The 25,159-nt window shown below is 71.1% G+C and carries 23 protein-coding genes; 8 read left to right on the forward strand and 15 right to left on the reverse strand.

The genetic code is table 11. The annotated features are described in order from the left end of the window. Positions 1 to 157 precede the first annotated feature (157 nt). From RV986_RS06640 to RV986_RS06650, 3 genes are read left to right on the forward strand one after another with little or no spacing between them, the layout of a single operon-like run. Positions 158 to 1,183, forward strand: a complete 1,026-nt coding sequence (locus tag RV986_RS06640; protein WP_475916488.1) for a FecCD family ABC transporter permease — start codon at positions 158 to 160, stop codon at positions 1,181 to 1,183. Between the two features lie 2 nt (positions 1,184 to 1,185). Then, a complete protein-coding gene (locus RV986_RS06645) occupies positions 1,186 to 2,274 on the forward strand; it encodes a FecCD family ABC transporter permease (protein ID WP_475916489.1) in 1,089 nt (362 codons plus the stop codon). 5 nt (positions 2,275 to 2,279) lie between these two features. Further along, positions 2,280 to 3,185, forward strand: a complete 906-nt coding sequence (locus RV986_RS06650; RefSeq protein ID WP_475916490.1) for an ABC transporter ATP-binding protein — start codon at positions 2,280 to 2,282, stop codon at positions 3,183 to 3,185. 138 nt (positions 3,186 to 3,323) lie between these two features. Here RV986_RS06650 and RV986_RS06655 read toward each other — a convergent pair whose 3' ends face one another. Continuing rightward, positions 3,324 to 4,271 carry a methionyl-tRNA formyltransferase gene (locus tag RV986_RS06655; RefSeq protein WP_475916491.1) on the reverse strand — a complete coding sequence of 316 codons (948 nt, stop codon included), beginning with the start codon at positions 4,269 to 4,271 and terminating at the stop codon, positions 3,324 to 3,326. A gap of 54 nt (positions 4,272 to 4,325) precedes the next feature. On the opposite strand from RV986_RS06655, the gene RV986_RS06660 reads away from it, so the two are divergent. Further along, a complete protein-coding gene (locus RV986_RS06660) occupies positions 4,326 to 5,675 on the forward strand; it encodes a lysine N(6)-hydroxylase/L-ornithine N(5)-oxygenase family protein (protein WP_475916492.1) in 1,350 nt (449 codons plus the stop codon). A 20-nt stretch (positions 5,676 to 5,695) separates the two neighbouring features. On the opposite strand, the gene RV986_RS06665 is transcribed toward RV986_RS06660, so the two are convergent. The 3 genes from RV986_RS06665 to RV986_RS06675 form a co-directional block, all read right to left on the reverse strand. After that, a complete protein-coding gene (locus RV986_RS06665) occupies positions 5,696 to 5,953 on the reverse strand; it encodes a hypothetical protein (RefSeq protein ID WP_475916493.1) in 258 nt (85 codons plus the stop codon). Then, positions 5,950 to 7,533, reverse strand: a complete 1,584-nt coding sequence (locus RV986_RS06670; RefSeq protein WP_475916494.1) for an amidohydrolase — start codon at positions 7,531 to 7,533, stop codon at positions 5,950 to 5,952. The genes RV986_RS06665 and RV986_RS06670 overlap by 4 nt, the downstream gene beginning before the upstream one ends. Positions 7,534 to 7,641: 108 nt before the next feature. Next, the gene (locus RV986_RS06675) at positions 7,642 to 9,423 is read right to left on the reverse strand and encodes an FAD-binding dehydrogenase (RefSeq protein WP_475916495.1); all 1,782 of its coding nucleotides are present in this window, start codon (positions 9,421 to 9,423) and stop codon (positions 7,642 to 7,644) included. A 268-nt stretch (positions 9,424 to 9,691) separates the two neighbouring features. On the opposite strand from RV986_RS06675, the gene RV986_RS06680 reads away from it, so the two are divergent. Next, positions 9,692 to 10,678: an LLM class flavin-dependent oxidoreductase gene (locus RV986_RS06680; RefSeq protein ID WP_475916496.1), complete on the forward strand. Its 987-nt coding sequence runs from the start codon at positions 9,692 to 9,694 to the stop codon at positions 10,676 to 10,678. A gap of 240 nt (positions 10,679 to 10,918) precedes the next feature. Here RV986_RS06680 and RV986_RS06685 read toward each other — a convergent pair whose 3' ends face one another. The 5 genes from RV986_RS06685 to RV986_RS06705 all read right to left on the reverse strand — a co-directional run bounded on the left by RV986_RS06685 (position 10,919) and on the right by RV986_RS06705 (position 16,286). Further along, the gene (locus RV986_RS06685; RefSeq protein ID WP_475916497.1) at positions 10,919 to 11,833 is read right to left on the reverse strand and encodes a lysophospholipid acyltransferase family protein; all 915 of its coding nucleotides are present in this window, start codon (positions 11,831 to 11,833) and stop codon (positions 10,919 to 10,921) included. Further along, entirely contained in the window at positions 11,833 to 12,603 is a 771-nt protein-coding gene (locus RV986_RS06690; protein WP_475916498.1) for a GNAT family N-acetyltransferase, read from the reverse strand. Before RV986_RS06690 ends, RV986_RS06685 begins: the two co-directional genes overlap by 1 nt. Before the next feature lie 316 nt (positions 12,604 to 12,919). Continuing rightward, a complete protein-coding gene (locus RV986_RS06695) occupies positions 12,920 to 13,669 on the reverse strand; it encodes a succinate dehydrogenase/fumarate reductase iron-sulfur subunit (protein WP_475916499.1) in 750 nt (249 codons plus the stop codon). Continuing rightward, entirely contained in the window at positions 13,666 to 15,612 is a 1,947-nt protein-coding gene (locus RV986_RS06700; protein WP_475916500.1) for a fumarate reductase/succinate dehydrogenase flavoprotein subunit, read from the reverse strand. Before RV986_RS06700 ends, RV986_RS06695 begins: the two co-directional genes overlap by 4 nt. Before the next feature lie 2 nt (positions 15,613 to 15,614). Continuing rightward, complete coding sequence (locus RV986_RS06705) at positions 15,615 to 16,286, reverse strand: succinate dehydrogenase (protein ID WP_475916501.1); 672 nt, start codon at positions 16,284 to 16,286, stop codon at positions 15,615 to 15,617. Between the two features lie 119 nt (positions 16,287 to 16,405). Between RV986_RS06705 and RV986_RS06710 the strand changes: the two genes are divergently transcribed. Continuing rightward, positions 16,406 to 17,287, forward strand: a complete 882-nt coding sequence (locus tag RV986_RS06710) for a LysR family transcriptional regulator (RefSeq protein WP_475916502.1) — start codon at positions 16,406 to 16,408, stop codon at positions 17,285 to 17,287. Between the two features lie 47 nt (positions 17,288 to 17,334). On the opposite strand, the gene RV986_RS06715 is transcribed toward RV986_RS06710, so the two are convergent. The 6 genes from RV986_RS06715 to RV986_RS06740 all read right to left on the reverse strand — a co-directional run bounded on the left by RV986_RS06715 (position 17,335) and on the right by RV986_RS06740 (position 24,184). Next, complete coding sequence (locus tag RV986_RS06715) at positions 17,335 to 18,114, reverse strand: SDR family NAD(P)-dependent oxidoreductase (RefSeq protein ID WP_475916503.1); 780 nt, start codon at positions 18,112 to 18,114, stop codon at positions 17,335 to 17,337. A 32-nt stretch (positions 18,115 to 18,146) separates the two neighbouring features. Beyond that, the gene (locus tag RV986_RS06720; RefSeq protein WP_475916504.1) at positions 18,147 to 18,419 is read right to left on the reverse strand and encodes an alpha/beta fold hydrolase; all 273 of its coding nucleotides are present in this window, start codon (positions 18,417 to 18,419) and stop codon (positions 18,147 to 18,149) included. A gap of 196 nt (positions 18,420 to 18,615) precedes the next feature. Continuing rightward, positions 18,616 to 20,751: a putative bifunctional diguanylate cyclase/phosphodiesterase gene (locus RV986_RS06725; protein ID WP_475916505.1), complete on the reverse strand. Its 2,136-nt coding sequence runs from the start codon at positions 20,749 to 20,751 to the stop codon at positions 18,616 to 18,618. Then, positions 20,748 to 21,560: an SAM-dependent methyltransferase gene (locus RV986_RS06730; RefSeq protein ID WP_475916506.1), complete on the reverse strand. Its 813-nt coding sequence runs from the start codon at positions 21,558 to 21,560 to the stop codon at positions 20,748 to 20,750. Before RV986_RS06730 ends, RV986_RS06725 begins: the two co-directional genes overlap by 4 nt. Before the next feature lie 860 nt (positions 21,561 to 22,420). Continuing rightward, complete coding sequence (locus RV986_RS06735; protein WP_475916507.1) at positions 22,421 to 23,368, reverse strand: SCO0930 family lipoprotein; 948 nt, start codon at positions 23,366 to 23,368, stop codon at positions 22,421 to 22,423. Positions 23,369 to 23,662: 294 nt separating this feature from the next. Continuing rightward, positions 23,663 to 24,184 carry a hypothetical protein gene (locus RV986_RS06740; protein WP_475916508.1) on the reverse strand — a complete coding sequence of 174 codons (522 nt, stop codon included), beginning with the start codon at positions 24,182 to 24,184 and terminating at the stop codon, positions 23,663 to 23,665. 46 nt (positions 24,185 to 24,230) lie between these two features. On the opposite strand from RV986_RS06740, the gene RV986_RS06745 reads away from it, so the two are divergent. Then, positions 24,231 to 24,359: a hypothetical protein gene (locus RV986_RS06745; RefSeq protein ID WP_475916509.1), complete on the forward strand. Its 129-nt coding sequence runs from the start codon at positions 24,231 to 24,233 to the stop codon at positions 24,357 to 24,359. 15 nt (positions 24,360 to 24,374) lie between these two features. Next, positions 24,375 to 25,139 (forward strand): bestrophin-like domain, encoded by a 765-nt coding sequence (locus RV986_RS06750; RefSeq protein WP_475916510.1) that lies wholly within the window; start codon positions 24,375 to 24,377, stop codon positions 25,137 to 25,139. The last annotated feature ends 20 nt before the right edge of the window (positions 25,140 to 25,159 follow it).

The raw sequence follows: 25,159 nt of genomic DNA on the forward strand, positions 1-25,159 counted from the left end.
AAACATGCGGAATCGACTCGACCGAGCCGCAGCCGATCGCCATATTAAGGTAAGGATTACCTAACTAGATAGCCCTCACCCGGAGCCGGGGCGCACAGCTCAGGGCGCTAGAGTTAAGGCCTGCCTAACCTAAGGATGTTGACGTGGAGCCAGGTCGGTGACCCGGGCGGAAAGACTGCGGCCCACCCTGCTCGTGGGCTCGGTCGTCGTGGTCCTCGCCCTGCTGTGTCTGCTGTCCGTCGGCCTCGGCGCCCTGACCATCCCGCCGGTCCAGGTCGTCCAGACGGTTTTCGGTCACCCCCCGAACCGAACCGTCGACGACGTGATCTGGTCGGTACGGGTCCCCCGCACCGCGCTCGGTCTGGCCACCGGCGCGGCGCTCGGCCTGTCCGGCGCCCTCATGCAGGCCCTGACCCGCAATCCGCTCGCCGACCCCGGGATCCTGGGGGTCAGCGCGGGTGCCTCCTTCGCCATCGTGGTCGCCGTCGGGGTGTTCGGCGTCGGATCGTTCTACGGATACGTGTGGTTCGCCTTCGCGGGCGCGCTCGTCGCCAGCGTGGTGGTCTTTCTGCTGGGCAGGCTGGGGCGGTCCGGCGCCACCCCGGTCAAGCTCGCGCTCGCCGGAGTCGCCGTGACCTCGCTGCTCTCCTCGCTCACCAGCGCCGTCGTCCTCACCGACCCCGACGCCCTGAACCGCTACCGCTTCTGGTCGGCCGGCTCGCTCGCCGCCCCGGACGGCGACGTGGTGCTGCGTGTCCTGCCCTTCCTCGCCGTGGGCGCGGTGCTCGCCGTCGCCGGCGCGCCGGCCCTCAACAGCCTTGCCCTGGGCGACGACGTGGCCGCCTCGCTGGGGCGCCGGCTGGGTCTCGTACGGCTTCAGGGTGTCACCGCCGTCATGCTGCTGACCGGCGCGTCGGTCGCGGTCATCGGCCCGGTCGTCTTCCTCGGGCTGGTCGTCCCGCATCTCGCGCGCATCCTCGCCCAGCGGGCCGGGCTCGGGCCCGACCACCGATGGCTGCTGCCGCTCTCGGCGGGCCTCGCGCCCTGTCTGCTGCTCACCGCCGACATCCTGGGACGGGTCGTGGACCGGCCCGTCGAGATCCAGGCGGGGGTGCTCGTCGCGTTCGTCGGCGGCCCGTTCTTCATCGCCCTGGTCCGCCGACGCAAGCTCGCGGAGGTGTGAGCATGTCCACGCCCGTCACCTCCTCCGCCGCACGGCGCCCCGGGGCGAACCGGGGCCGCAGACACTTCCGGCTGACCGCGCCGCCCGTCTCCGGGGTGCTGCGCCCCCGGCTGGTCCTGGTCTGCGCGGCCCTGACCGCCGGGGTGTTCCTGCTGTTCTGCTGGGGGGTGTCGATCGGCGACTATCCGATCGCGCTGCCCGACGTGGTCAAGGCGCTGGCCGGCACCGGCGATCCGGGAACGGTGATCGTCGTACAGGACCTGCGGCTGCCCCGCGCCCTGACCGGTCTGCTGGTCGGCATCGCCTTCGGGATCTCCGGGGCGCTGTTCCAGACCATCACCCGCAACCCGCTGGCCAGCCCGGACATGATCGGCCTGACCGAGGGGGCCGGTACCGCCGTCGTGGCGGGCATCGTGCTCGGCTGGGACGGCGGCCTCGGCACCCAGAGCCTCGGACTGCTCGGCGCCCTGGCCACCGCCCTCGTCGTGTACGCGCTGGCCTGGAAGCACGGCGCCACCGGCTACCGCATCATCCTGGTCGGCATCGGCGTGTCCTGGATCTGCACGAGCGCCACCGACTTCCTGCTCGCCCGGGGCCGGCAGTTCGAGGCGCAGGCCGCCCTCGGCTGGCTGGTCGGCAACCTCAACGGCCGTACGTGGGACCAGGTCTCCACACTCGGCGTCGCGCTGGTGGTCCTGGTGCCCGTGGCCCTGGGCTGCGGCCGCTGGATGCGCACTTTGCAACTCGGTGACGACGTGGCCACCGGGCTCGGCACTCCCGTACAGCTGGTCAGGCTGGCCCTGATGCTGACCGGTGTGGGGCTGATCGCCTTCGGTACGGCCGCCGCGGGACCGGTCGCCTTCGTGGCACTGTCCGCACCGCAGATCGCCCAGCGGCTGGCCGGTACCTCGTGGCCGCCGCCGGTCGCCGCCGGACTGACCGGCGCGCTCGTCGTCCTCGGTTCCGATCTCATCGCCCGTGAGGCGATCCACGGCACCGAGTTGCCCGTCGGTGTCGTCACCGGCGTCCTCGGCGCACCGGTACTGCTCTGGCTGCTCGTCCGCACCAACCGCGCGGGTTCAGGAGGCTGACACGCATGACGACCACCACCCCCGGCCAGGCCCCCGGCCCCGACGCGGGCTCCGCTCCCGGCACCGGCCCGGGATCCGGCTCCCCCGTGGTCCCCGCCGACGGGCCCGACCTGCGGGCGAGCGGCCTGCGACTGGCGTACGACAGCCGACTGGTCGTCGAGGATCTCGACCTGGCCGTTCCGACCGGCCGGATCACCGCCATCGTCGGCGCCAACGCCTGTGGGAAGTCCACCCTGTTGCGCGCCCTGGCCCGGCTGCTGACTCCGCGCGCGGGCACGGTCCAGCTGGACGGCAGGGCGCTGCGCTCCATACCCTCCCGGGAGCTGGCGCAGCAGCTCGGCATCCTGCCGCAGACCCCGGTGGCGCCGGAGGGACTGACCGTCATCGACCTGGTCAGCAGGGGCCGTTCACCGCACCAGACCTGGTGGCGGCAGTGGTCCAAGGCCGACGAGCTCGCCGTGCACGGGGCCCTGGAGGCAACCGGGCTGACCGAGCTCTCCGACCGCGCGGTCGACGAGCTGTCCGGCGGCCAGCGGCAGCGCGCCTGGATCGCCATGGCGGTCGCCCAGGGCACGCCCGTACTGCTGCTGGACGAGCCCACGACCTATCTGGACCTGGCCCACCAGATCGATGTGCTGGATCTGATCACGGACCTCAACCGCCACGAGAACCGTACGGTGGTGATGGTGCTGCACGACCTCAACCAGGCCTGCCGGTACGCCGATCACGTCATCGCCATGAAGTCCGGCCGGATCGTCGCAGAGGGCCCGCCGGCCGAGGTGATCACCGCGGCCACGGTCGAGGACGTCTTCTCCCTGCGCTGCCAGGTCACCACCGACCCGGTCAGCGGTACGCCGCTGGTGATACCGATGGGCCGGCACCACGACGCGGTCCCGGCCGCCGCGGACTGACCGGGCGTGCCCCGGGCCGGCCCGGCAGCACCTTGGCGCCGCCGGACCGTTCCACTGTCGGACCGTTCCGATCTCGGCCGTTCCGATCTCGGCCGTTCCGATCTCGGGACGGGCAACTCTCCCCCGACCGGGGGTCGTTCAGGGCCGGGCGGTGAGATAGCCGCCCATGGTGCGGAAGTAGTCGCCCGCCGCGTACTCGGTGCCGTCCTCGGTGCGCAGCCGTCGCACGAGCAGCCCCCGACGCCCGCCGCCACGGGCGTCCACTCCGGCCACCACGACCACCCCGTCGCCCTCCCGGATGAAGATGCGGCCGGGTGTGCCGCCGTACCGTCCCTCGGACAGGGCCGCGGACACGATACGGATGCGCTCGCCGCGGTGGTGGGTGAAGGCGTTGGGGTACGGGTCGGACTGGGCGCGCACCAGCCGCTCCAGGTCCTCCGCCGGCCAGGACCAGTCGATCCGGCTGTCCTCGACGGACCGCTTGTGGAAGAAGCTGGCGCGCGTGCGGTCCTGCGGCTGCCACTGCGCCTCGCCCGCGGCGATCAGGTCCAGCGACTCGCGTACGAGGGGCGCGATGAGGTCGACCGTCCGGTGGAACAGGTCGGTCGCGGTGTCGGCCGCGCCCACCGGCACCGCGCGCTGCATCAGCACGTCCCCGGCGTCGAGTTCGCCGTTCATCCGGTGCGCGGTGACGCCGACCCGCTCCTCGCCGTTGATGAGGGCCCAGATGATCGGCGAGAAGCCCGCGTAGGCGGGCAGCAGCGAATCGTGGACGTTGAGCGTGCCGTGCGGCGGCAGGTCGAAGATCTCCGGGGGCAGCCAGGTGCGCCAGTTGTTGGCCACGATGATGTCCGGGGCCGCCGCCCGTACGGCGTCGAGCAGTTCGGCGTCGTCGGGACGATTGCGCAGCAGGACCGGGACGTCGTGCTTGGCGGCCAGTTCGGCGACGGAGTCGTCCCAGATCTTCTCGTAGGCGTGCTCGCTCTTGGGGTGGGTGACGACGAGGACGACCTCGTGGTCGGAGTCCAGCAGCGCCTGAAGCGTGCGGTGACCCCAGGTCTGGTAGCCGAACATGACGACCCGCATAGCGGTTCTCCCCTTCGACGACATTATTGCAAGGTAAGCCTTACCTTATCTACTATGAGCCGCGCTGAGGGAGGCGATGCAACGGTGAAAGCACCGCACGGCGGGCCGGACGTCATCCACGATGTCCTCGGAATCGGCTTCGGACCATCAAATCTGGCACTGGCGATAGCCGTTGAAGAACACAACGCACAACTCCCCGAGGGGCAGCGTCTGGACGCTCTGTTCCTCGAACGACAACCGCGTTTCGGATGGCATCGGGGCATGCTCATCGACGACGCGACCATGCAGGTGTCCTTCCTCAAGGACCTGGTCACGATGCGGAATCCGACCAGTGACTACAGCTTCCTCTGCTATCTGCGGGAGCGGGGCAGACTGGTGGACTTCCTCAATCAGAAGACACTCTTCCCGCTCCGCGTCGAGTTCCACGACTACTTCGAATGGGCCGCCGCCCGCGTCGGACACCTGGTGCACTACTCCTCGGAAGTGCTTTCCGTGGAACCGGTGCGGGGCGAGGACGGCGACATCGCGTACCTCGACGTCACCTGCCGCGACCCGGCCGACCCCGACCGTACGGTGACCCACCGGGCGCGCAACATCAGTGTGGCCGTCGGCCTCGAACCCCATCTGCCGCCGGGCACCACCCTGTCGGAACGCGTCTGGCACAACAGCCAGTTGATGCCACGGATCGCCGAACTGCACGCCTCGGCCGCGCCGGTGCGCAGGGCCGTCGTGCTCGGCGCGGGCCAGAGCGCCGCCGAGGCGGTCGACTATCTGCACCGCTCCTTCCCCGAGGCCGAGATCTGCGCGGTGTTCGCCAAGTACGGCTACACGCCCGCCGACGACAGCCCCTTCGCCAACCGGATCTTCGACCCCGAGGCCGTCGACGTCTACTTCCGGGCTCCGTCCGAGGTGAAACAGTCACTCGTCGACTACCACCGCTCCACCAACTACTCGGTCGTCGACATGGACCTCATCGAGGCCCTGTACGCGACCTCGTACCGCGAGAAGGTGCAGGGCCACGAGCGGCTGCGCTTCCTCAACGTCTCCCGCATCCGAGAGGTGAGCGTCCTGGACGACCGCCTCGACATCGCCGTGGAGTTCCTGCCGACCGGCGAACTCAAGACCCTTGAGGCGGACCTCCTCGTCCATGCCACCGGCTACCGCTCCCAGGACATCGGCACCCTGCTCGGCGAGTCCGCCAAGATCTGTCTGCGCGACGACGGCGACGCCGTCCGGGTCGGCCGCGACCACCGGGTGGAGGTCGCGCCGGAGGTGACCGCGGGCATCTACCTCCAGGGCGGCACCGAGCACACCCACGGACTCACCTCGACCCTGCTGTCCACCACGGCCATCCGCGCGGGCGAGATCCACGACTCGCTGCTCGCACGCCGGGCCCTCGTCTGACCGGCCGGACAGGTCCTAGGTCACCAGGGGCCGGAACCGCCGGCCCCGCAAGGGCGCCCCGGATATTCGTCGGTCACCGGCACACCCGCCGCACACATCCTGCGCAGCACCTCGCGCAGGGTCGCCTCACCGTCCATGTCCACGTCCACCGGACAGTTGATCTTCCGGTCGAAGACCATGGTCTCCCCGTCGGTGGTCCAGATCACCCACCGATGGGGGGACGTGGAGCCCCGCCACAGGTACGCGTAGTCCTCGACACGGTCCGCCTGGGTGCTCACAGGGCCGTCGCCTCCTCGGATTCTGATTCCCGGCCGTCGACGAAGGTCGCGACCACGTCGATGCCGCCGATGCGCGAGGGGTCGACGCGCCGGGGGTCGTCGCCCAGCACCACCAGATCGGCCCGCTTGCCCGGGGTGATGCTGCCCGCGCTGTCGTCCCAGTTGCAGGCGAACGCCCCGCCGACCGTGTACGCGCGCAGGGCCTCGTCCACCGTGATGCCCTCGTCCGGGCCGATCACCCGGCCGGACCCGGAGGCGCGTTCGACCATGAACTGAACGGCCCGCAGCGGTGATCCGTCCGCGACCGGCCGGTCCGAACTGCCCACCAGCGTGACGCCGTGGTCCAGGAACCCCTTGCCCCGGTACAGCCAGGGAGCCCGGTCCTCGCCCATGACCGAGGCGTAGTCGTCGCCGAAGGAGCGCAGGAAGTTCGGCTGGACGACGGCGGCGACACCGAGCCGGGCGAAGCGGGGGAGCTGGTCGGGCCGGACCAGGCCCGCGTGTTCGATGCGGTGCCGGGCCCGCGGGCGCGGCCGGACGCGCTGTGCCCGTTCCAGGGCGTCCAGCGCCAGGTCGACGGCGCGATCCCCGATCGCGTGGACGGCGAGCTGCCAGCCGGCCAGATGACCGTCGACGATGGTGTCCGCGAGGAGGTCCGGGTCGTCCTGCAACTGCCCGGTGTGGTCCGTGCCGCGGTACGGGCTGCTCAGTGCGGCGGTACGGGCCATCATGCCGCCGTCGGTGTAGACCTTGAGCGCGCCCACCGAGAGCCAGTCGTCGCCGAACCCGGTACGCAGGCCGAGGTCCAGGGCGCGAGGTATGCCGTCGTCGCCGTGCGCGCCGACCGGGTGCAGGGTGTCCGCGGCCACCATGAGCTGCACCCTCAGGGGCAACAGGCCTTGTTCGCGCGCGAGTTGATAGGCCGCCAGCTCGACCGGACTGTGGCCGAACAGCGCACCGCCGATGCCGGCCTCGGCGCAGCCGGTCACTCCCTCCGCACGGCAGATCCGGGCCGCGCGCGCGACCGCGTCCGCCAGTTCCTCCTGGGAGTACGGCATACGGAGCTGCCGCACCGCGCCCATGGCGCCCTCGACGAGACAGCCGTCGTCGTGGGGAACATGGGCGGGGAGCAGGTCCAGGACGGCACTGTTGACCACGCAGGCGTGTCCGGACTCGTGCATCAGGAAGACCTTGCGGCCGTCGGCGACCTTGTCCAGGTCGGCGGCGGTCAGATGGCGCCCGAGCGACCGCTGGTCGTACCCCGCGACGCTCACCCAGGAACCGTGCGGCTTGCGGGCGACGGCGTCGGCCACCACGTCGAGGACGTCCTCGACCCGTTCGCACGGGGCCACGTCGGGGGTGTTCGCCTTGAACCCGGTCCAGGCCAGGTGCACATGGCTGTCGATGAAGCCGGGCAGTACGGTCGCGCCCCCGAGGTCCAGCACCCTGCGCGCGGGCAGTCCGGTCACCGCCTCGTCGAGGCCCACGATCCGGCCCCGCCAGATCCCCAGGTCGTGGGCGACGGGGTGGTCCGGGTCCATGGTGACGACGTTGGCGTTCGTGAGCCTCGTGCACAGCATGGGGCAACCGTCCTTCGCTCACCGACAACTTAGGTTAAGTTAACCTAAGTTGTCGGTGGGAGGCAGGGGAGCGACTCCTGAAGGCCGGCGCTCGACGGGCCGCGCGGTTCAGATCGCGGCGGCAGCCGCCCGTCCCGCCTGGCGCCCGGAGAACAGGCAGCCGCCCAGGAAGGTGCCTTCCAGGGAGCGGTATCCGTGCACTCCGCCGCCGCCGAACCCGGCGACCTCACCGGCCGCGTACAGTCCGGGAACCGGGCTGCCCCCGGCGTCCAGGACACGGCCGGAGAGGTCGGTCTGCAGGCCGCCCAGGGTCTTGCGGGTGAGGATGTTGAGCCGTACGGCGATCAGCGGTCCGGCACCGGGGTCCAGGATCTTGTGGATCGGCGCGGTGCGGCTGAGCGAGTCCCCCGGGTAGGTGAGCGCGTTGCGGATGCCCATGACCTGGGCGTCCTTGGTGTACGGGTTGTCTATCTCCCGGTCCCGCGCGTCGATCTGCCGTTTGAGGTCGGCGAGATCGATCAGGCCGTCCCCGGTCAGCTTGTTCATGCCGGTGACCAGTTCGGAGAGCGTCGAGGCCACGACGAAGTCGACGCCGTTCTTCTTGAACTTCTCGATCGGCTCGGGGGTCTGCCAGATGCGCGAGAGCAGCATCCAGATGTCCTTGTTGGTGAGGTCCGGGTTCTGCTCGGAGCCGGAGAGCGCGAACTCCTTCGCGATGATCTTCTGTGTCGTGACGAACCAGGAGTAGTCGTAGCCGGTGTCGGTGATCGACTTGAGGGTGTGGAGGGTGTCGTACCCGGGGAGGTCGGGGGCGGAGAAGCGCTTGCCGGTGGCGTCGAACCACATCGACGACGGGCCCGGGAGGATCCGGATGCCGTGGTTGGCCCAGATCGGGTCGTAGTTCCTGAGTCCCTCGGTGTAGTGCCACATCCGGTCGGGGTTGACGATGCGCCCGCCCGCCGCCGCGGTGATCCCGAGCATCCGGCCGTCCACATGGGCCGGCACGCCGGTGACCATGAACTTGGGCGGAGCGCCGAGCCGGGCCGGCCAGTTCTGCCGTACGAGATCGTGGTTGGCGCCGATGCCGCCCGAGGTGACGATCACGACCGGCGCGCGGAGTTCGAAGTCGCCGACCACGGTGCGGGAGCTCGCCTTGCCGCGCGCCGCGGTGCTCGGTTCGAGCACCGCGCCGCGTACACCCGTCACGGTGCCGCCGGTACGGACGATCTCGTCGACGCGGTGGCGGAACTTGAAGGTCACCTTCCCGGCCGCTACCGCCGCCCGCACCTGCTTCTCGAACGGCTCGACCACGGCCGGACCCGTGCCCCAGGTGACATGGAAGCGGGGCACCGAGTTCCCGTGCCCGTCCGCGAGGCCACCGCCCCGCTCGGCCCAGCCCACGAGCGGGAACCAGCGGATCCCCAGCCCGTAGAGCCAGGACCGCTTCTCCCCCGCGGCGAAGTCCACGTACGCCTCGGCCCACTTGTGGGCCCAGTGGTCCTGGCCGCCCGGGTCGCCGACGCCGCGGTCGAAACCGGCGGCGCCCAGCCAGTCCTGCCAGGCCAGTTCCTGGGAGTCCTTGACGCCCATCAGGCGCTGCTCGTCGGAGTCGACCAGGAACAGACCGCCGAAGGACCAGAACGCCTGTCCGCCCAGGTTGGTCTCCGGTTCCTGGTCCAGGAGGAGCACCTTGCGCCCCGCGGCGGCCAGTTCGGCCGTCGCGACCAGACCGGCGAGGCCGCCGCCGACGACGATCGCGTCCGCGTCCGACGACCCGGCCGCGAAGGCCGGTGCCGCCTGCGCCGCGAGGGCGGCACCGGCGAACACACCTCCTGCCACGGTCAGGGCCCGACGTCTGCTGATCGCTGCGGGGGATGCCGAATTCTCCATGTGCCGCCTTCCGGGAGAGGTACGCGAGGTGCGGGAGACGCCGCTGGGGTTGCTGCGACACCCCTGTTGTTACCGCCGGTAGCACCCGGGAAACCCGGCGGCGACAGCGGTGTTGCACCAAGAGCGCGGAGGACCCGTGACCGAACGGGCGCCGCGGAGATCACGATCACCTTGCCCGCCCCGGAGACCGGGCGGATCATGGAAACCGCAGCGGAGAGTGAGCACAGTGACAGCCGAGACGACAGACACCGCCCCCTCCGGAGCAGCCATGCGTTTCTCCGTCCTCGACCGCTCGCGCACCCGCGAGGGGCACGACGCCTCCGAGGCCCTGCGGGACAGCGTGCGCCTGGCCCAGGAGCTGGAAGGGCTCGGCTACCACCGGATCTGGGTCTCGGAGCATCACGGTGTGCCCGGGGTCGCCGGCTCCGCTCCCACCGTGCTGGCCGCCGCGGTCGCCGCCGCCACCCGGACGATCCGGGTCGGTACCGGCGGGGTGATGCTGCCGAACCACCAACCCCTGGTCGTGGCCGAGCAGTTCGGCGTCCTGGAGTCGCTGTTTCCCGGGCGGATCGACATGGGGCTGGGGCGCTCCGTCGGCTTCACGGACGGGGTGCGCAGAGCGCTGGGGCGGGACAAGGACGTCGCCGAGGACTTCGCGGGGCAGCTCGCCGAACTGCTCGGCTGGTTCCGCGGCACATCGCCGACGGGGGTGCACGCGCGCCCCACGGAGGGCCTGACCGTGCCGCCCTTCGTGCTCGCCCTGGGCGAAGGGGCCACGATCGCGGCGCGGGCCGGACTGCCGATGGTCATCGGGGACCTCAGGAACCGGGAGAGGATGCGGCGCGGAATCGATCACTATCGCGCGGAGTTCCGGCCGTCCGTCTGGGCCGCGGAGCCGTACGTCGTCGTCTCCGGCACGGTCGCGGTCGCCGGGACCCCCGAGGAGGCGCACCGGCTGCTGCTCCCGGAGGCCTGGTCGATGGCGTACTCCCGTACGCACGGCACGTTCCCGCCGCTGCCGCCCGCCGAGCGGGTCGAGAGCCTGGTGATGAGCGACAAGGAGCGGGGTTTCTACGAGTCCGGGCTCACGGGGCACATCGCGGGCACCGAGGAGCAGGTCGCGCACGAGCTGGAGACGCTGATCAAGGAGACGGGCGCGCAGGAGGTGCTGGTCACGACCAGTACGTACGACCGGGAGGCGCTGCTGGACTCCTACCGGAGGCTCGCCCGGGTCGCGGGACTGGCCGCGGCCTAGAAGCGGGCCGGACGGCTCGTCCGTGTCGACCGGGGGCCCGTCGGCCGTACCCCGCGCTCACATCCGGCCACATGGCGGTGGCCGCGGGCTCCGACGGGGTGATCGACCTGGGTCCCGGCGGCGACGGCGGGACGGATCGTGTCGGCGGACGCTCCGGCAGAAGTGGCGCGGACGACGGGGAGCGCGACGGCTCCTTGCCTCGCCCGCGCGCTCGCCCTTCCGCCCACCGGCGCTCAGGTCCTAGGCCGTCCTCAGTGCCGGCTCGGGCTGCTCGGCCGGTTTCCCGGTCGCCGGGCCGGAGCCCGGCCGGGTCCCGGACTCGGTGTTGCCCGCGGGGACGGTGCTTCGGAGGTGTGCGGGGACCGCGGCGGTCGCGTCGAGCGGCTGCCACCCCTCCTGTGCCGCACGGGCCAGCTCCCGCCGGTCGGGATGGCTGCCCGGCGCGAGCGCGGGCCGCACCTCGACCTCCGCCACCAGCCCGCGCGTCGACGCCACCCGCCACAGCGAGGTGAGCAGCGAGTCGTTGCCGACGAAGGCGGGCGCGGTGCTCGCCGCTCCCCCGGCCAGTCGGTAGTGGATGCGCACCGGCTGGACCGGCACCCCCGCGTCGAGCGCCGCCTGGAAGACGGCCCGCCGGAAGTGCCCCTGCGCCCGGCCGCACCAGGTGCTGCCCTCCGGGAAGGCCACGACTGCCGCGCCGCCGCGCAGCAGCCCGGCGATCCGCGCCACCGTGTCCGGCAGCGCGCGCAGCCGGTCGCGCTCGATGAACAGGACGCCGCCGCGCGCCGCCAGCGGGCCCGCCACCGGCCACTGCCGGATCTCGGACTTGGCGACCATCCGGGCCGGCCGGACCGCGGCGAGGAGCGGGATGTCCAGCCAGGAGATGTGGTTGGCGACGATCAGCAGCCCGCCGGTGGGGGCGGCGGCCCCGGTGATCCGCAGCCGGACGCCGGCGGCCCGCACGATCACCCGGCACCACCGCCTCACCAGCCCGGCGGGGATCCGCCCGCCGAGCGGCAGCAACGCGACCCCGGTGACCACCACGACCACGACCGCCGCGAGCCGCAGCACCGCCCGCGGTACGGCCGTGACGGACCCCGTCGGCTCCACGCACGCCCGCGGGGTGCAGGGCGCGCTGGGCAGCCAGACGCTCATCAGGCCGGGACGAGCGAGAGGAAGTGCCGCAGATAGCGCGGGTTGACCCGGCGCATCGACAGCAGCACGTACAGGTCGGCGACCCCGAAGTCCGGGTCGTGCGCGGGTTCGGCGCAGACCCAGGCGCCGAGCCGCAGGTAGCCGCGCAGCAGCGGGGGCAGTTCGGTGCGGGCGGGGCGGGCGACGCCTTCCGCGGACCACGGCAGCAGCGGTCGTACCCGGTACTCCTCGGGCGCGAGGTGCTTGTCCTGCACCCGGTCCCAGGTGCCGGCCGCCAGGACGCCGCCGTCGGCGAGCGGGATCGAGCAGCAGCCCGCGAGCCACTCGTGGCCGCCCTCGACCATGTAACGGGCTATCCCGGCCCAGATCAGGCCGATGACCGCGCCGTCGCGGTGATCGGGGTGCACGCAGGAGCGGCCCACCTCGACGAGTCCCGGGCGGATCGCGTCGAGCGGGCCGAGGTCGAACTCGCCCTCCGAGTACAGCCGCCCGGCGATCGCGGCCCGCTCCGGCGGCAGCAGCCGGTAGGTGCCGACGACCTCGTCGGTCAGCGTGTCACGGACCAGCAGGTGGTCGCAGTACGCGTCGAAGGCGTCGACGTCGAGGCCCGGCTGCGGCGTGGTCAGCAGGGCACCCATCTCCCCGGCGAAGACGTCGTGCCGCAGCCGCTGGGCGGCCCGGACGTCGGCCTCGGAGCGGGCGAGGGAGACGGTGTAACGGGTGGGGGCCAGGGGCTGCGGGGGGCTGTCGAGGGTGGAAACGCCGGTCATGGCACTCTCCTGGTCACGGGCCGGTTTCGGCTCATCGGCGGCAGGCCGGTTCGTTACGGCCCGCGCGCTCCTGTTCTTCCGATGCCGGTTGGCCTGCACGTGACCTGTGCCAGGAGCCCGGATGTGGGGATGTTGAATGCCAGGGGCTGCCCCCGAATGCGAGACGGGACCGGGACTGAGCACCACTCCCGGCCCCGCCCGTCCGCACAGATCCGGCGAACGTTTTCTGAACAAGTGACCTCGGCGAGAGCGCGCCCCAAAGGGGCGCGGGGAACTGCGCGCCCAGCCCCCACCGGCCCGCAGGCGAAAAGCGACCTCAGCGCCGCCCCGCTTTGCGTGCGGCCCGCAGCCATTCCTTGTTCATTCCGGTGATGGAAACCAGCGGAATGCCCTTGGGGCAGGCGGTGGCGCACTCTCCGGTGAGCGTGCACCCGCCGAAGCCCTCCTCGTCCATCCGCGCCACCATGTCGAGCACGCGGGTCTCCCGCTCGGGTGTGCCCTGGGGGAGCGTGTTGAGGTGGTTGATCTTGGCGGAGGTGAAGAGCATCGCGGCGCCGTTCGGGCAGGCGGCCACGCAGGCGCCGCAGCCGATGCACTCGGCGTGTTCGAAGGCGAAGTCGGCATCCGGTTTCGGCACCGGCGTGGCGTGCGCCTCGGGCGCGGCGCCGGTGGGAGCGGTGATATAGCCCCCGGCCTGGATGATCCGGTCGAAGGCACTGCGGTCGACGACGAGATCCTTGACGACCGGGAACGCGGCGGCGCGCCAGGGCTCGATGTCGATGGTGTCGCCGTCGTGGAAGGAGCGCATGTGCAGCTGGCAGGTGGTGGTGCGTTCGGGTCCGTGGGCGTCGCCGTTGATGACCAGGCTGCAGGCGCCGCAGATGCCCTCGCGGCAGTCGTGGTCGAAGGCGACCGGGTCCTCGCCCCTGAGGATGAGTTCCTCGTTGAGGGTGTCGAGCATCTCCAGGAACGACATGTCGGCCGAGATGTCGTCCACCTGGTAGGTGGACATGGCGCCTTCGGCGTCGGCGTTCTTCTGCCGCCAGACGCGCAGGGTGAGCTTCATGCATAGCTCCGCTGAGTGGGGTGGACGTACTCGAAGACCAGGTCTTCCTTGTGCAGGACGGGCGCCTCGCCGGTGCCCGTGAACTCCCAGGCGGCCGCGTAGGAGAACTCCTCGTCCCGGCGGGCGGCCTCGCCGTCGGGGGTCTGGGACTCCTCGCGGAAGTGCCCGCCGCAGGACTCGGCGCGGTGCAGTGCGTCGAGGCACATCAGCTCGGCGAGCTCCAGGTAGTCGACGACGCGATTCGCCTTCTCCAGCGACTGGTTGAACTCCTCGCCGGTGCCGGGGACCTTGATGCGCCGCCAGAACTCCTCGCGGATCTGCGGGATGCGCTCCAGCGCCTTGCGCAGTCCGCTGTCGGTGCGGGCCATCCCGCAGAACTCCCACATGAGCTCGCCGACCTCGCGGTGGAAGGAGTCGGGGGTGCGGTCGCCGTCGACGGACAGCAGCAGGTTGAGGCGGTCCTCGGTCTCGGCCAACACCTCCTGTACGACGGGGTGTTCGGCGTCGATGTTCTCGTGTCCGGGATGCCGGGCCAGGTAGTCGTTGATGGTCGCCGGCAGCACGAAGTAGCCGTCGGCGAGGCCCTGCATCAGCGCGGAGGCGCCGAGGCGGTTGGCGCCGTGGTCGGAGAAGTTGGCCTCACCGATCGCGAACAGGCCGGGAACGGTGGTCTGCAGGTCGTAGTCGACCCACAGGCCGCCCATCGTGTAGTGCACGGCGGGGTAGATCCGCATCGGCACGCTGTACGGGTCCTCGGCGGTGATCCGCGCGTACATGTCGAAGAGGTTGCCGTACTTCTCCTCGACCGCCTTCCTGCCCATCCGCCGGATGGCGTCGGCGAAGTCGAGATAGACGCCCTGCCCGCCGGGGCCGACCCCCCTGCCCTCGTCGCACACGTTCTTCGCGGCGCGGGAGGCGATGTCACGCGGCACGAGGTTGCCGAAGGCCGGGTAGATGCGCTCCAGGTAGTAGTCGCGCTCGTCCTCGGGGATCTGGTTCGCCGGACGCGTGTCGCCCTTGGCCCTGGGCACCCAGATCCGGCCGTCGTTGCGCAGCGACTCACTCATCAGCGTCAGCTTCGACTGGTGCTCGCCCGTACGCGGGATACAGGTCGGATGGATCTGCGTGAAGCACGGGTTGGCGAAGAGGGCACCGCGCCGGTGCGCCCGCCAGACGGCGGTCGCGTTGGAGTTCATCGCGTTCGTCGAGAGGTAGAAGACGTTGCCGTAGCCACCACTGGCGAGAACGACGGCGTCCGCGAAGTACGTGCCGATACGGCCGGTGACGAGATCCCGCGCCACGATCCCGCGCGCCCGCCCGTCGATGACGATCAGGTCGAGCATCTCGGTCCGCGGATGCATCTCGACGTTCCCCGCCGCGATCTGCCGGGACAGCGCCTGATAGGCGCCGAGCAGCAACTGCTGCCCCGTCTGGCCGCGGGCGTAGAAGGTACGGGAGACCTGCACACCACCGAACGAACGCGTGTCCAGCAGACCGCCGTACTCACGGGCGAACGGCACGCCCTGTGCCACGCACTGGTCGATGATCTCGACGGAGATCTGCGCGAGGCGGTGGACGTTGGACTCGCGCGCCCTGAAGTCGCCGCCCTTGACGGTGTCGTAGAAGAGGCGGTGGACGGAGTCGCCGTCGTTGCGGTAGTTCTTCGCCGCGTTGATGCCGCCCTGGGCGGCGATCGAGTGGGCGCGGCGCGGCGAGTCCTGATAACAGAACTGCACGACGTGGTAGCCCTGCTCGGCGAGCGTGGCACCGGCGGAGCCGCCGGCGAGGCCGGTCCCGACGACGATCACCGTGTGTTTGCGCCGGTTGGCGGGGTTGACCAGTTTGGCCTCGAAACGGCGGTTGTCCCAGCGCTCGCCGATGGGGCCGGAGGGCGCCTTGGCGTCGACGAGGGGCTCGCCGGTCGAGAAATCGGTGTAGGTCATCTTCAGCTCACCACTCCGGTCATGACACCCACGGGTACGGCGATGAAGCCGGCCGTGAGCAGCAGCGCGAGAACATTGGCGATGGTCTTCAGGGCGCGGTCGCGGCTGCGGCTGCCCGCGCCGAGCGTCTGTGCGGCGCTCCAGAAGCCGTGCCGGATGTGCAGGCCGAGGGCGAGCATCGCGACGATGTAGATGACGTCGCCGTACCAGGTCGAGAAGGTGTCGATCACGTTCTGGTACGGGTGTCCCGACTGGAAGCCGTCCGGGTGGACGGTGCCGGTCGTCAGGTCGAGGATGTGCCACACGATGAAGAGGCCGAGGATGATCCCGCCCCAGCGCATGGTGTGCGTGGCGTAACTCGCTCGCGGCTTCTTGTGGACGTACTTGCTGGGGCGCGCCCTGAGGTCGCGGCGGCTCAGCTGGTACGCGGCGGTGGCGTGCGCGACGACGGCGACGACCAGGACCACGCGGATGATCCACAGGGCCCACTCGTAGTGCAGGGCGGGCTCGCCGAGGGTGCGCAGCCAGTGCGCGTAGTGATTGAAGTCGCCCGACCCGAAGAAGATCTTCAGATTGCCGAGCATGTGCGCGACCAGGTACAGCAGCATGATCAGGCCGCTGACGGCCATCACGGTCTTCTTCCCGACGGAGCTGTCCCACACAGTGCGGGTCATGGACGGTCGCCGGTCCGTCCGCGTTGCCAGAGCCATGTCTCAGAACGCTAGGCGGAAGGCGCTGATCGGTCCAAGACATGGTCCGGCTCGTTTCGATAGCCGATGCCTATGATGACGGCATGCAGTTCCAGCAGCTCCAGTACTTCGTGGCCGTCGCCGAGACCCGGCACTTCACCCGGGCCGCCGATCTGGTCCATGTCGCCCAGCCGTCCCTGTCCCAGCAGATCAAGGCGCTGGAACGGGAGTTGGGGGCGGATCTGTTCCTGCGGGCGCGCGGCAACATCACGCTCACGGACGCGGGCGAGGCGCTGCTGCCGCTGGCCCGGCGCATCCTGGCCGACGCGGACACCGCCCGGCACGAGGTGCAGGAACTCGCCCAGCTGCGCAGTGGCCGGGTGCGGCTGGGGGCGACACCGAGTGTGTGCACCGGTCTGCTGCCTGACGTGCTGCGGGCCTTCCACGACCGGTATCCCGGCATCCGGCTGCTGATCGAGGAGGGCGGCTCCCACGATCTCGTACGGGAGCTGGCGCGCGGCGCCCTGGACCTGGCCCTGGTCGTGCTCCCGCTGCCCACCCCCTCCCCCGCCCTGACCACGGTGGAACTGCTGCGCGAAGATCTGGTGGTGGTGTCGTCACCGGAGGCGCCCGCGCCGGGCAACGGCCGTACGGTACGGATCCCCGACCTGGAGGGCGAGCGCCTGGTCATGTTCCGGCACGGCTACGACCTGCGGGAACTGACCGTCGCCGCCTGCCACGCGGAGGGCTTCGAGCCGGACTTCGCCGTCGAGGGCGGTGAGATGGACGCCGTGCTGGGCTTCGTCCGGGCGGGTCTCGGCGTGGCCGTCGTACCGCGCATGGTCGCGACGCGGTCGGGGCGCGGCCTACGGGTGACGCCGCTGGCGCGGCCCGGACTGCACCGCATCATCGCGCTGGCCCACCGCAGTGACGTGGCTCCGCCCCGGGCGGCCAGGGAACTCCAGCGGATGCTGCTGGAACGCTGACCCGGGGATCCCGCTCGGGAGCGCCCCCCACCGGCCCGGCGCCGCAGTCACCAGGTCGGGATGAAGCCGCCGTCGATGACGAAGTCGCTGCCGGTGATGTTGCGCGAGCGGTCACCGGCGAGGAAGAGCACCAGGTCGGCCACCTCGGACGGCTGGGAGAAGCGGCCGGTGACCGCGGCGCCTGCCGCCTGGGCGACCACGTCGTCCGGGGTGATCCCGGCGGCGGCCGAGACCGTGTCCGCCACTCCGCCGCCGCCGAGCCACAGCTCGGTCTCCACCGGGCCGGGGCTGACGGTGTTGACCCGGATGCCCTTGGGGCCGACCTCCTTGGACAGGGCCTTGGAGAAGGCGACCAGGGCGGCCTTGCCGGCGCTGTAGTCGATCACCAGGGGGTCGGGCAGCGTGGCGTTGACCGAGGCGATCGTCACGACCGAGCCCTGACCGGCGCTCAGCATCAGCGGCAGGGCGGCACGGGTGATGCGTACGGCCGTGTACAGGTTCAGGTCGATCGTGCGCCGCCAGTCCTCGTCGGTCACCGAGAGGAAGCCGCCGGTGCGGGCGGGGGCCGCGCCGACGTTGTTGACCAGGATGTCCAGCCGGCCGTCCGCCGCCTCCACCAGGCGTTCGGCGGCCCCCTGCTCGGCCAGGTCCACCGGCACCCAGGTCACGTCACCCTGCTTGATCAGCGCGTCGAGGCCCGGCGTCGTGGTGCGGGACCCCGCGATCACCGTCGCGCCCGCACCCGCCAGCGCCTCGGCGACGGCCAGTCCGATGCCCTTGCTCGCACCGGTGACGACGGCGGTCCTGCCCTGGAGTTCCGTGCTCATCCTTCTCAGCTCCTTCAGGTTCTGCGGTGTCTTCAGTCTCTGCGGTGAGCGCGGGTACGTGCGACGCGGCGTGCGAGGAGACCGCCGAACGAGTGCCCGATGAGCACCGGCGGGCGGTCGAGGGAGCGGCTGATCCCGGCGTCGTGCTCGGTGACGTCGTCGATGCCGAGCCCCGCGCCGGCCTCGGGGTGGCGCCGGGCCTCGGCGCCGGTGCCGGGCCGGCCTGGTCGCGGCGGCGCGTGGCCGTGCTCCTCGGCCAGGTCGATCCGGGGAACCAGGACTCCCAGGAGCCGGCGTGCAGCCACCGGCCGTGGACGAGGACGGCGGGAGTGCGCGGATCGGACATGGCCTTCTCCCGGACTTCTCGGGGCCGTCCCGGGACGGCGCGACGGGTCCGGACTCCGTCGGCAGTCATGGGCGCCGATCTCCTTGTCGCCCCCGGCGCCCGGGCAGCGCGGCGGCGCGGCCTCCGCTTCGGGAGACCATGCCGCGCGCGGGGCCTCAGCCGGTGGCGTCCACCAGCGCCAGCTCGTGCAGCCGCTCCGGCGGACCCGGGCGGGCGTAGTACCAGCCCTGGGCCGTGTCGCAGCCCAGTATCCGCAACTGCTCGGCCTGGGCGCCCGTTTCGACGCCTTCCACCGTGACCGCGAGATCAAGGCTGTGGGCGAGCGAGACGATCCCCTCGACGATCTTGAGGTCGACTGGGTCCGCCGGGAACTGCTGCATGCCCTGGGTGAAGGAGCGGTCCAGTTTGAGGATGCTCACGGGCAGGCGGCGCAGATTGGCGAGGTTGGAGTAGCCGGTGCCGAAGTCGTCGAGGGCGATGTCGACGCCCATCTCGGCGAGCCGCCGCAGCGGTTTCAGGAGATCGTCGTCGGCGCCGATCAGCGCGGACTCGGTGACCTCCAGGCACAGCGTGTCGGCGTCGAGCCCTTCACGCTCCAGGATGTCGACCGTGTCCTGGACCAGGCCCGGGTGGGTCAGCTGGCAGGGCGAGAGGTTGACGTTGATCCGCAGCGGGCCCGCGTCGGCGTGTCGTTCCTGCCACTGGCGGGCCTGGCGGACCGACTGCTCCAGCACCCAGCGGCCGAGCGGCACGATCAGCCCGGTGTGCTCGGCGAGCGGGATGAACCGGTCCGGGCCGAGGACGCCGTGCTGCGGGTGCAGCCAGCGCACCAGCGCCTCCGCGCCGTGCACCCGGCCGTCGCCGAGGTGCACGAGCGGCTGGTACTCGATGAAGAACTCGCCCCGGTCCAGGGCCGCGGGCAGCGCGGTGGTGAGGCCGTGCCGGGTGATGGCGCGGGCGTCGGCCTCGGGGTCGGCGAGCTCGAAGCGGTTGCCGCCCGCGGACTTGGCGCGGTACATCGTGATGTCGGCGCTGCGCAGCACCTCCGCGGGGCCGCGCTCGCCCGCCGGGCCCTCGACGATTCCGATGCTGCCGCGCACGGTCAGCTCGCGGCCGTCGATGCTGATCGGGGTGACCAGGGCGTTCATGATGCGCCCGGCGAGCTCGTCGACCTCGCGCTCGGTGTCGGGCCCGGTGGTGAGGGCCACGAACTCGTCACCGCCGAGCCGGGCGACCATCTCGCCGGGCGCGGTCGCGCAGGACTGCAGCCGGTCGGCGACCTCGACGAGCAGCCGGTCGCCGGCCGCGTGCCCGAGGCTGTCGTTGATGGTCTTGAAGCCGTCGAGGTCGAGGTAGCACAGGCCGAAACGCTGTTCCTTGCCCCCGGACAGCGCCTTCTCCAGACGTTCGAAGAAGAGGGTCCGGTTGGGCAGTCCGGTGAGCGCGTCGTGCGTGGCCTCGTAGCGCAGCCGCAGATTGAGCAGCCGCCGCTCGGTGGTGTCCTCCATCAACGCGAGCTGGTACTGGGGCCGGCCGTCCGCGTCGCGCAGCAGGGACACCGTCAGATTGGTCCACAGGGCGGTGCCGTCGGGCCGGTAGAAGGCCTTTTCGACGTGGTAGTGCTCGCGCTCGCCGCGTACCAACTCCTCGTACAGCCGCCAGACCTGCGGAGCGTCCTCGGGGTGCGTCCACTCGGGGACCCTGCGGCCGCGCACCCCTTGCTCGGAGCCGCCGAACATACGCAGCAGGGCTCCGTTGACCTGCAGTATGTTGCCTTCGAGGTCGGCGATGCCGATTCCTATGGCCGCACCCTCGAAGACCGCGCGGAAGCGGGCCTCACTCGCGTGCAGCGCCTCGGCCACCGTGCTGCGCGCGTTCAACGCCGCCTGGTAGATGGCCTCCTGCTCGCCGAGCGTCCGCTCCCGCAGCGCGGCGGCGAACCCCGCGGCCATGGCGTGCTGCAGACGCGCCGAACGGGTCCGCAGGGCCTCCTGGGGCCCGTCCTCGCCGCAGTAGAGCACCAGATAGGCGTCGACGCAGTCGAGGGTGCGGCTGAGTGCCTCCGGGTCCGTGCAGTGCGCGGTGATGAGCGCGGCGCCGACCGCCTTGCCCTCGCCGGCCTCGAAGGTCCTGGCCCGCAACGCTTCGCTCAACCGCCGTGCGAGCGGCACCAGTTGCTGTTCGAGCTCCGGCCGGGTCAGCGACGTGGAGGTGACCGGGAAGACCGCCCGGCTCCAGATCGTCGCGAACCTGCGCAGTCTGTCCTCCGGCCCGTCCGGCTCGGCGATCACGCCGTGCGCCCCACGCCGGCGAATCCGGAGAAGGAATACGGATCCTCGTCCTCGGGTGCCGTGTCCGGGCGCCAGATCGGCATCGGCACCAGTCCGGGTTCCACCATGTCGTACCCCTCGAAGAACCGCGCGATCTCGTCGCGCGAGCGCATGATCAGCGGATTGCGGATGTCCTTGTACACGTCGACCGCGCCCGCGGCCCGCTCCTCGGGGAGCGGAATTCCCTCGTACGAGGCATGCGTGACGACGAGCAGGCTGCCCGGCGCCAGCGCGTCGCGCAGCTCGGCCACCGCACCGTACGGGTCGTCCGCGTCCTCCACGAAGTGCAGTATGGCAACGAGGAGGAGAGCGACCGGACGGTTCAGGTCGATCAGCCGCCGCACCTGGGGGCTCGCCAGGATCTCCTGGGGCTTGAGCAGATCGGCCGCGATCACGTCCGCGTCCTCGTTGTCCCGCAGGACGGCCTCGCTGTGCGCGACGGCGACCGGGTCGTGGTCGACGTACATGACGTGTGCGCCGGGTCTGGCCGTCTGGGCGATCTCGTGGACATTGCCGAAGGTCGGGATACCGGAGCCGATGTCGAGGAACTGGTCGATGCCCTCGTCGGCCGCGAACCGCACGGCGCGGCGCATGAACGCCCTGTTCGCCTGCATGATCTTGGGCAGTCCCGGCATGAACTCCATCGCCTTGCGCGCGGCTTCCCGGTCGACCTCGAAGTTGTGCGAACCGCCCAGGTAGTAGTCATAGATACGGGACACGCTCGGCACCGAGATGTCAATACTCCGGGGGGCCCAGGCGGGACGCTCCATCTATCTCTCCAAGGCGTAGTCGACGGCGTAGGCGATCCGGTGTTCGAGCTGAGGCTACTGATCGCCCGCCAAAGGAGCGAGCCAAAACGGAAATTGACCGTCCGTTCACCGGCACTGCCTCGGGCATGTGCCGAATGGGGCGCTGCGCAGGGCGTTCGAACACGCCGTCCGCTGTCACCGCGAAATCGATGCGAAGCATTCCAAAAAGTTCCCGGGAGTTACCAAGCGTCGCGACGGTATCGGGAGCGTCGGGTATCCCAGGTGTGGAAAATTTACGGGCGTTCACGCGCCGAGTGAGCCGGATGAGGCCGGTGAGCCGGGTGTTCCTCGCGTGTCCGGTGAAACGACTGAGCCGAGCGAGCCGAATGGGTCGGAAGAGCTGAATGAGCCGGAAGGGCCGGACAGGCCGGATGCGCTGGATGGGCCAGATGAGCCAGGTGTTCCTCGCATGCCGAGCGAGGCGGGCGAGGCGGGCGTTCCACGCATGCCGAGCGGGGCGGGTGAGCCGGGCATTGGCACATGCCGAGCGGGCAGGGTGAGCCAGGCGCGTTGGGCCATGCCGAGGGAGCCGAGTGAGCCAAGCGTTGAGCCATGCCGAGCGGGGCGAGTGAGCCGGGCATTGGGCCATGCCGAGGGAGCCGGGCGTTGAGCGCGCCGGGCGGCCCGCGCATCGAGCGGTGGGAGCGTGCCGAGCGGTCGGGAAACGCCGAGCGGCCCGCCCCCTCCGTGCGGTGCGGAGGGGGCGGACCGAGGTCGCGCGCGTTCTGTTCTGTTCGTCCGGCACACTTGCCAGTCCTGGTCCACTCCCTTCCGCGATCCGTTGTTCCGGGCGAGGTGATCGACCCTGGGGAGGTGATCCTCTACTTCGGCGCGCCGACCGGCTTTCCGTCGGGGGCGACGGCGTACCACGTACCGCCCACGCCCTGACCGTTGGTCTCCCCGGCAGCCGAGTCACCGGAGAAGGTGTAGATGGGCCAGCAGTTGACGGTCATCTGCTTGGTGCCGTCCGGGCGGGTGAAGCCCATCAGGCCCTTCTTCTGAACGCCCTTGGTGTCGCTGGCCTCGACCGGCGCCACGGCCGGCCACTTCTCCAGGCAGGCGCCGACGCAGGCGGACTTCGGGACGGGCCACGCCTGGTCCTTCAGGAAGCGGTAGACCGTCATGCCGTTCTTGTCGACGACGATCTCGCCGAGCGTCGGGTCCTTACGGGTCGACAGGCCCGGCAGCGACGCCAGGGTCGCCTTCTTGCCATCGGGAGCGGACGCGTACCAAGTACCGCCGACACCCTGGCCGTTGGTGTCGCCGGCCTTCGTGTCCTTGGCGAACCGGTACATCGGCCAGCCGCCGATGGTCAGCTGCTTGGTGCCGTCCGAACGGGTGACCTCGCCGAGCAGGGCCTTGTCCACACCGGTGGCGGCCACGGCGCCGTCGGCGGGAACGGGCGGCCAAGCGGTCGCGCAGTCGCCGTCACAGTTCGACTTCGGCGGCTCGGGAGTGTCCTTTTCGAAGCGGTACAGGGTGAATCCGGCGCTGTCGGTCAGCACCTTGCCGAGCGTCGTGTTCTCCGCGACGGCGAGCTGCCCCGCGGACTCCGCCTTGGGCGCGGCACTCTGCTGGTCCGCGCCATAGCCGTTGGGAGAAGTAGTACTGCTGCTGGTGGCCTGGCCATAACCGTTGGCAGCCGCGGCGGCGCCCACGTTCTGGGTGCCCGTCGACGGGGTGCCCGATTCCTGACCGCACGCCGTCGTGAGCGCCAGCACGGCCGCAGCTGCCGCTACGAGGGAGGCGCTCCGCCAGGAGGTCTTCATTGGGTAACTCCCACTGTTCGCGTTAAGGGTTGCAGCGCCCTGCTGCGCCGCGCATGGCCCTAGGTACGGCCGGGAGTGGCAGATGTGTTCAACGGGCTCACAAAAAACTTTCCGAAAGCTGTGACACCGCCGGCGCCAACCCTCCGCCAGCCGCCGCGCGGTGGGCTGGACAGCCGCCTCGCGAAGTGCTCGACGGCGTCCGGGCCAAGCCGCGTGACGCGATCCGCGCGGTGGCCGGGGCCGCCGTTCCTCGCGCACCTGTGCCCACCCCGGTGGCCGTGTCCCGCGCGGCCGTCAAACCGCTCCGACCCGCAAGTCCTCCGTTCGGGGGCAATACCCGTCCACACCGGCGTGCGTGGGCGCGGCGCGCCCCATGATCTCCGTCGTGCATGCACCACAGCGGACCCGGTCCGCCCTCGTCATACGCGTGTTGGCGCTGCTGACGCTGACCTGGATCATCGGCGGCGCGCCGGCCTCGGCGGCGGTCGCCGACTCCTGCGCGTACGCCTCCATCGGCCCGGACGGCTCGGACGGGGTGGCGGTCGCCGGCGGCGGCTTCTGCACCATCAGCCCGCCGCCCCCATCGCCCTCGCCCACCCCGAAGCCACCGCCACCACCACCGCCCCCCGCGCCCCCGCCCAGCCCCCGGCCGAAGCCACCGCCTCCCGCGCCGCCACCGCCACCGCCGCCACCCGCCTCGCCGACCCCGCGGCACCCCGTCCCGGCACCGCCGCCGAGGCCGGCACCACCGCCCGCGCCCCCGCCCGCTCCGCGGCCGGCACCGAAGCCCTCCCCCACACCCACACCCCCGCCCACTCCCACACCTACACACAAGGCGCGTCCCAAGCCGTCGGCGACCCCGGTGAGTTATCCGGCGTACCGCACCCCGACGCGCAAGCACTCGGCCCGCAGCGGACCGTCCCTGGTCTCGCTGACCCTGCTCGTCACCGTGCCCGCGCTGCTCGCCGTCGCGGCGCTGCGTCCGCGCTGACCCCTGGAGGCATCCTTGTCGGAATGGCTTGTTCTCGTCCTCGCGATGGCGGCGGCGTGTGTCGTCGTCCTCGTCGTGTCCCTCGTACGCACCCGAAGGGCCCCGGATGACGAGGATCCGTCCGAGACCCCGGACGTGATCGAGTACATGACCATGATGATCGGCGTGGTCTACGCCATCGTCCTGGGGCTGGCGATCGCCGGTGTCTGGGAGGCCCGCAGCGCCGCCCAGGACCATGTGCAGACGGAGGCCCAGGCGCTGCACGAGATCTCGGAGCGGGTCCGCGTCTATCCTCCGGAGGTGCGCGACCGCATCCGCGGTGACGTCGACGCGTATGTCGGCTACGTCGTCAGGACCGAGTGGAAGAGCATGGCCGACCACGGCCAGGTGACCGCCAAGGGCGGTCGGCTCTTCGAGGTGATCCGCCACGACGTCACCGACTACCAGCCGAAGACGGACTTCGAGGCACAGGCGTACCAGCCGCTCGTCGACCAGGTGACGGTGGCCGACGGAGCACGCAGCAACCGCGCCGACTCCACCGGCGCGACCATGCCCGGGGTGGTGTGGTTCGGCCTGATCACCGGCGCCTTGGTCACGATCGGGATGGTGTTCGCGCTGCAGATCCGGCGCACCAAGCGCGAGCTGATCCTCGCCGGGCTCTTCTCCGCCCTGATCGCCTTCCTGCTCTTCCTGATCTGGGACTTCGACGCGCCCTACAGCCGGGGGATCACGGCCTCGGCGGAACCGTTCACGGCACTGTTCCCGCACCTTCCGAAGTGACGGACCCCCGCTAGGGGCCG

This window comes from Streptomyces sp. RLA012, assembly GCF_056270325.1.

Coding starts and splice junctions, on each gene's coding strand:
- RV986_RS06655 (WP_475916491.1), bottom strand. CDS start 4,271: ATGCGGGTCGTCATGTTCGGCTACCAGACCTGGGGTCACCGCACGCTT.
- RV986_RS06695 (WP_475916499.1), bottom strand. CDS start 13,669: ATGAAGCTCACCCTGCGCGTCTGGCGGCAGAAGAACGCCGACGCCGAA.
- RV986_RS06685 (WP_475916497.1), bottom strand. CDS start 11,833: ATGAGCGTCTGGCTGCCCAGCGCGCCCTGCACCCCGCGGGCGTGCGTG.
- RV986_RS06730 (WP_475916506.1), bottom strand. CDS start 21,560: ATGGAGCGTCCCGCCTGGGCCCCCCGGAGTATTGACATCTCGGTGCCG.
- RV986_RS06705 (WP_475916501.1), bottom strand. CDS start 16,286: ATGACCCGCACTGTGTGGGACAGCTCCGTCGGGAAGAAGACCGTGATG.
- RV986_RS06650 (WP_475916490.1), top strand. CDS start 2,280: ATGACGACCACCACCCCCGGCCAGGCCCCCGGCCCCGACGCGGGCTCC.
- RV986_RS06715 (WP_475916503.1), bottom strand. CDS start 18,114: ATGAGCACGGAACTCCAGGGCAGGACCGCCGTCGTCACCGGTGCGAGC.
- RV986_RS06675 (WP_475916495.1), bottom strand. CDS start 9,423: ATGGAGAATTCGGCATCCCCCGCAGCGATCAGCAGACGTCGGGCCCTG.
- RV986_RS06710 (WP_475916502.1), top strand. CDS start 16,406: ATGCAGTTCCAGCAGCTCCAGTACTTCGTGGCCGTCGCCGAGACCCGG.
- RV986_RS06700 (WP_475916500.1), bottom strand. CDS start 15,612: ATGACCTACACCGATTTCTCGACCGGCGAGCCCCTCGTCGACGCCAAG.
- RV986_RS06690 (WP_475916498.1), bottom strand. CDS start 12,603: ATGACCGGCGTTTCCACCCTCGACAGCCCCCCGCAGCCCCTGGCCCCC.
- RV986_RS06670 (WP_475916494.1), bottom strand. CDS start 7,533: ATGCTGTGCACGAGGCTCACGAACGCCAACGTCGTCACCATGGACCCG.
- RV986_RS06735 (WP_475916507.1), bottom strand. CDS start 23,368: ATGAAGACCTCCTGGCGGAGCGCCTCCCTCGTAGCGGCAGCTGCGGCC.
- RV986_RS06660 (WP_475916492.1), top strand. CDS start 4,326: ATGAGCCGCGCTGAGGGAGGCGATGCAACGGTGAAAGCACCGCACGGC.
- RV986_RS06680 (WP_475916496.1), top strand. CDS start 9,692: ATGCGTTTCTCCGTCCTCGACCGCTCGCGCACCCGCGAGGGGCACGAC.
- RV986_RS06645 (WP_475916489.1), top strand. CDS start 1,186: ATGTCCACGCCCGTCACCTCCTCCGCCGCACGGCGCCCCGGGGCGAAC.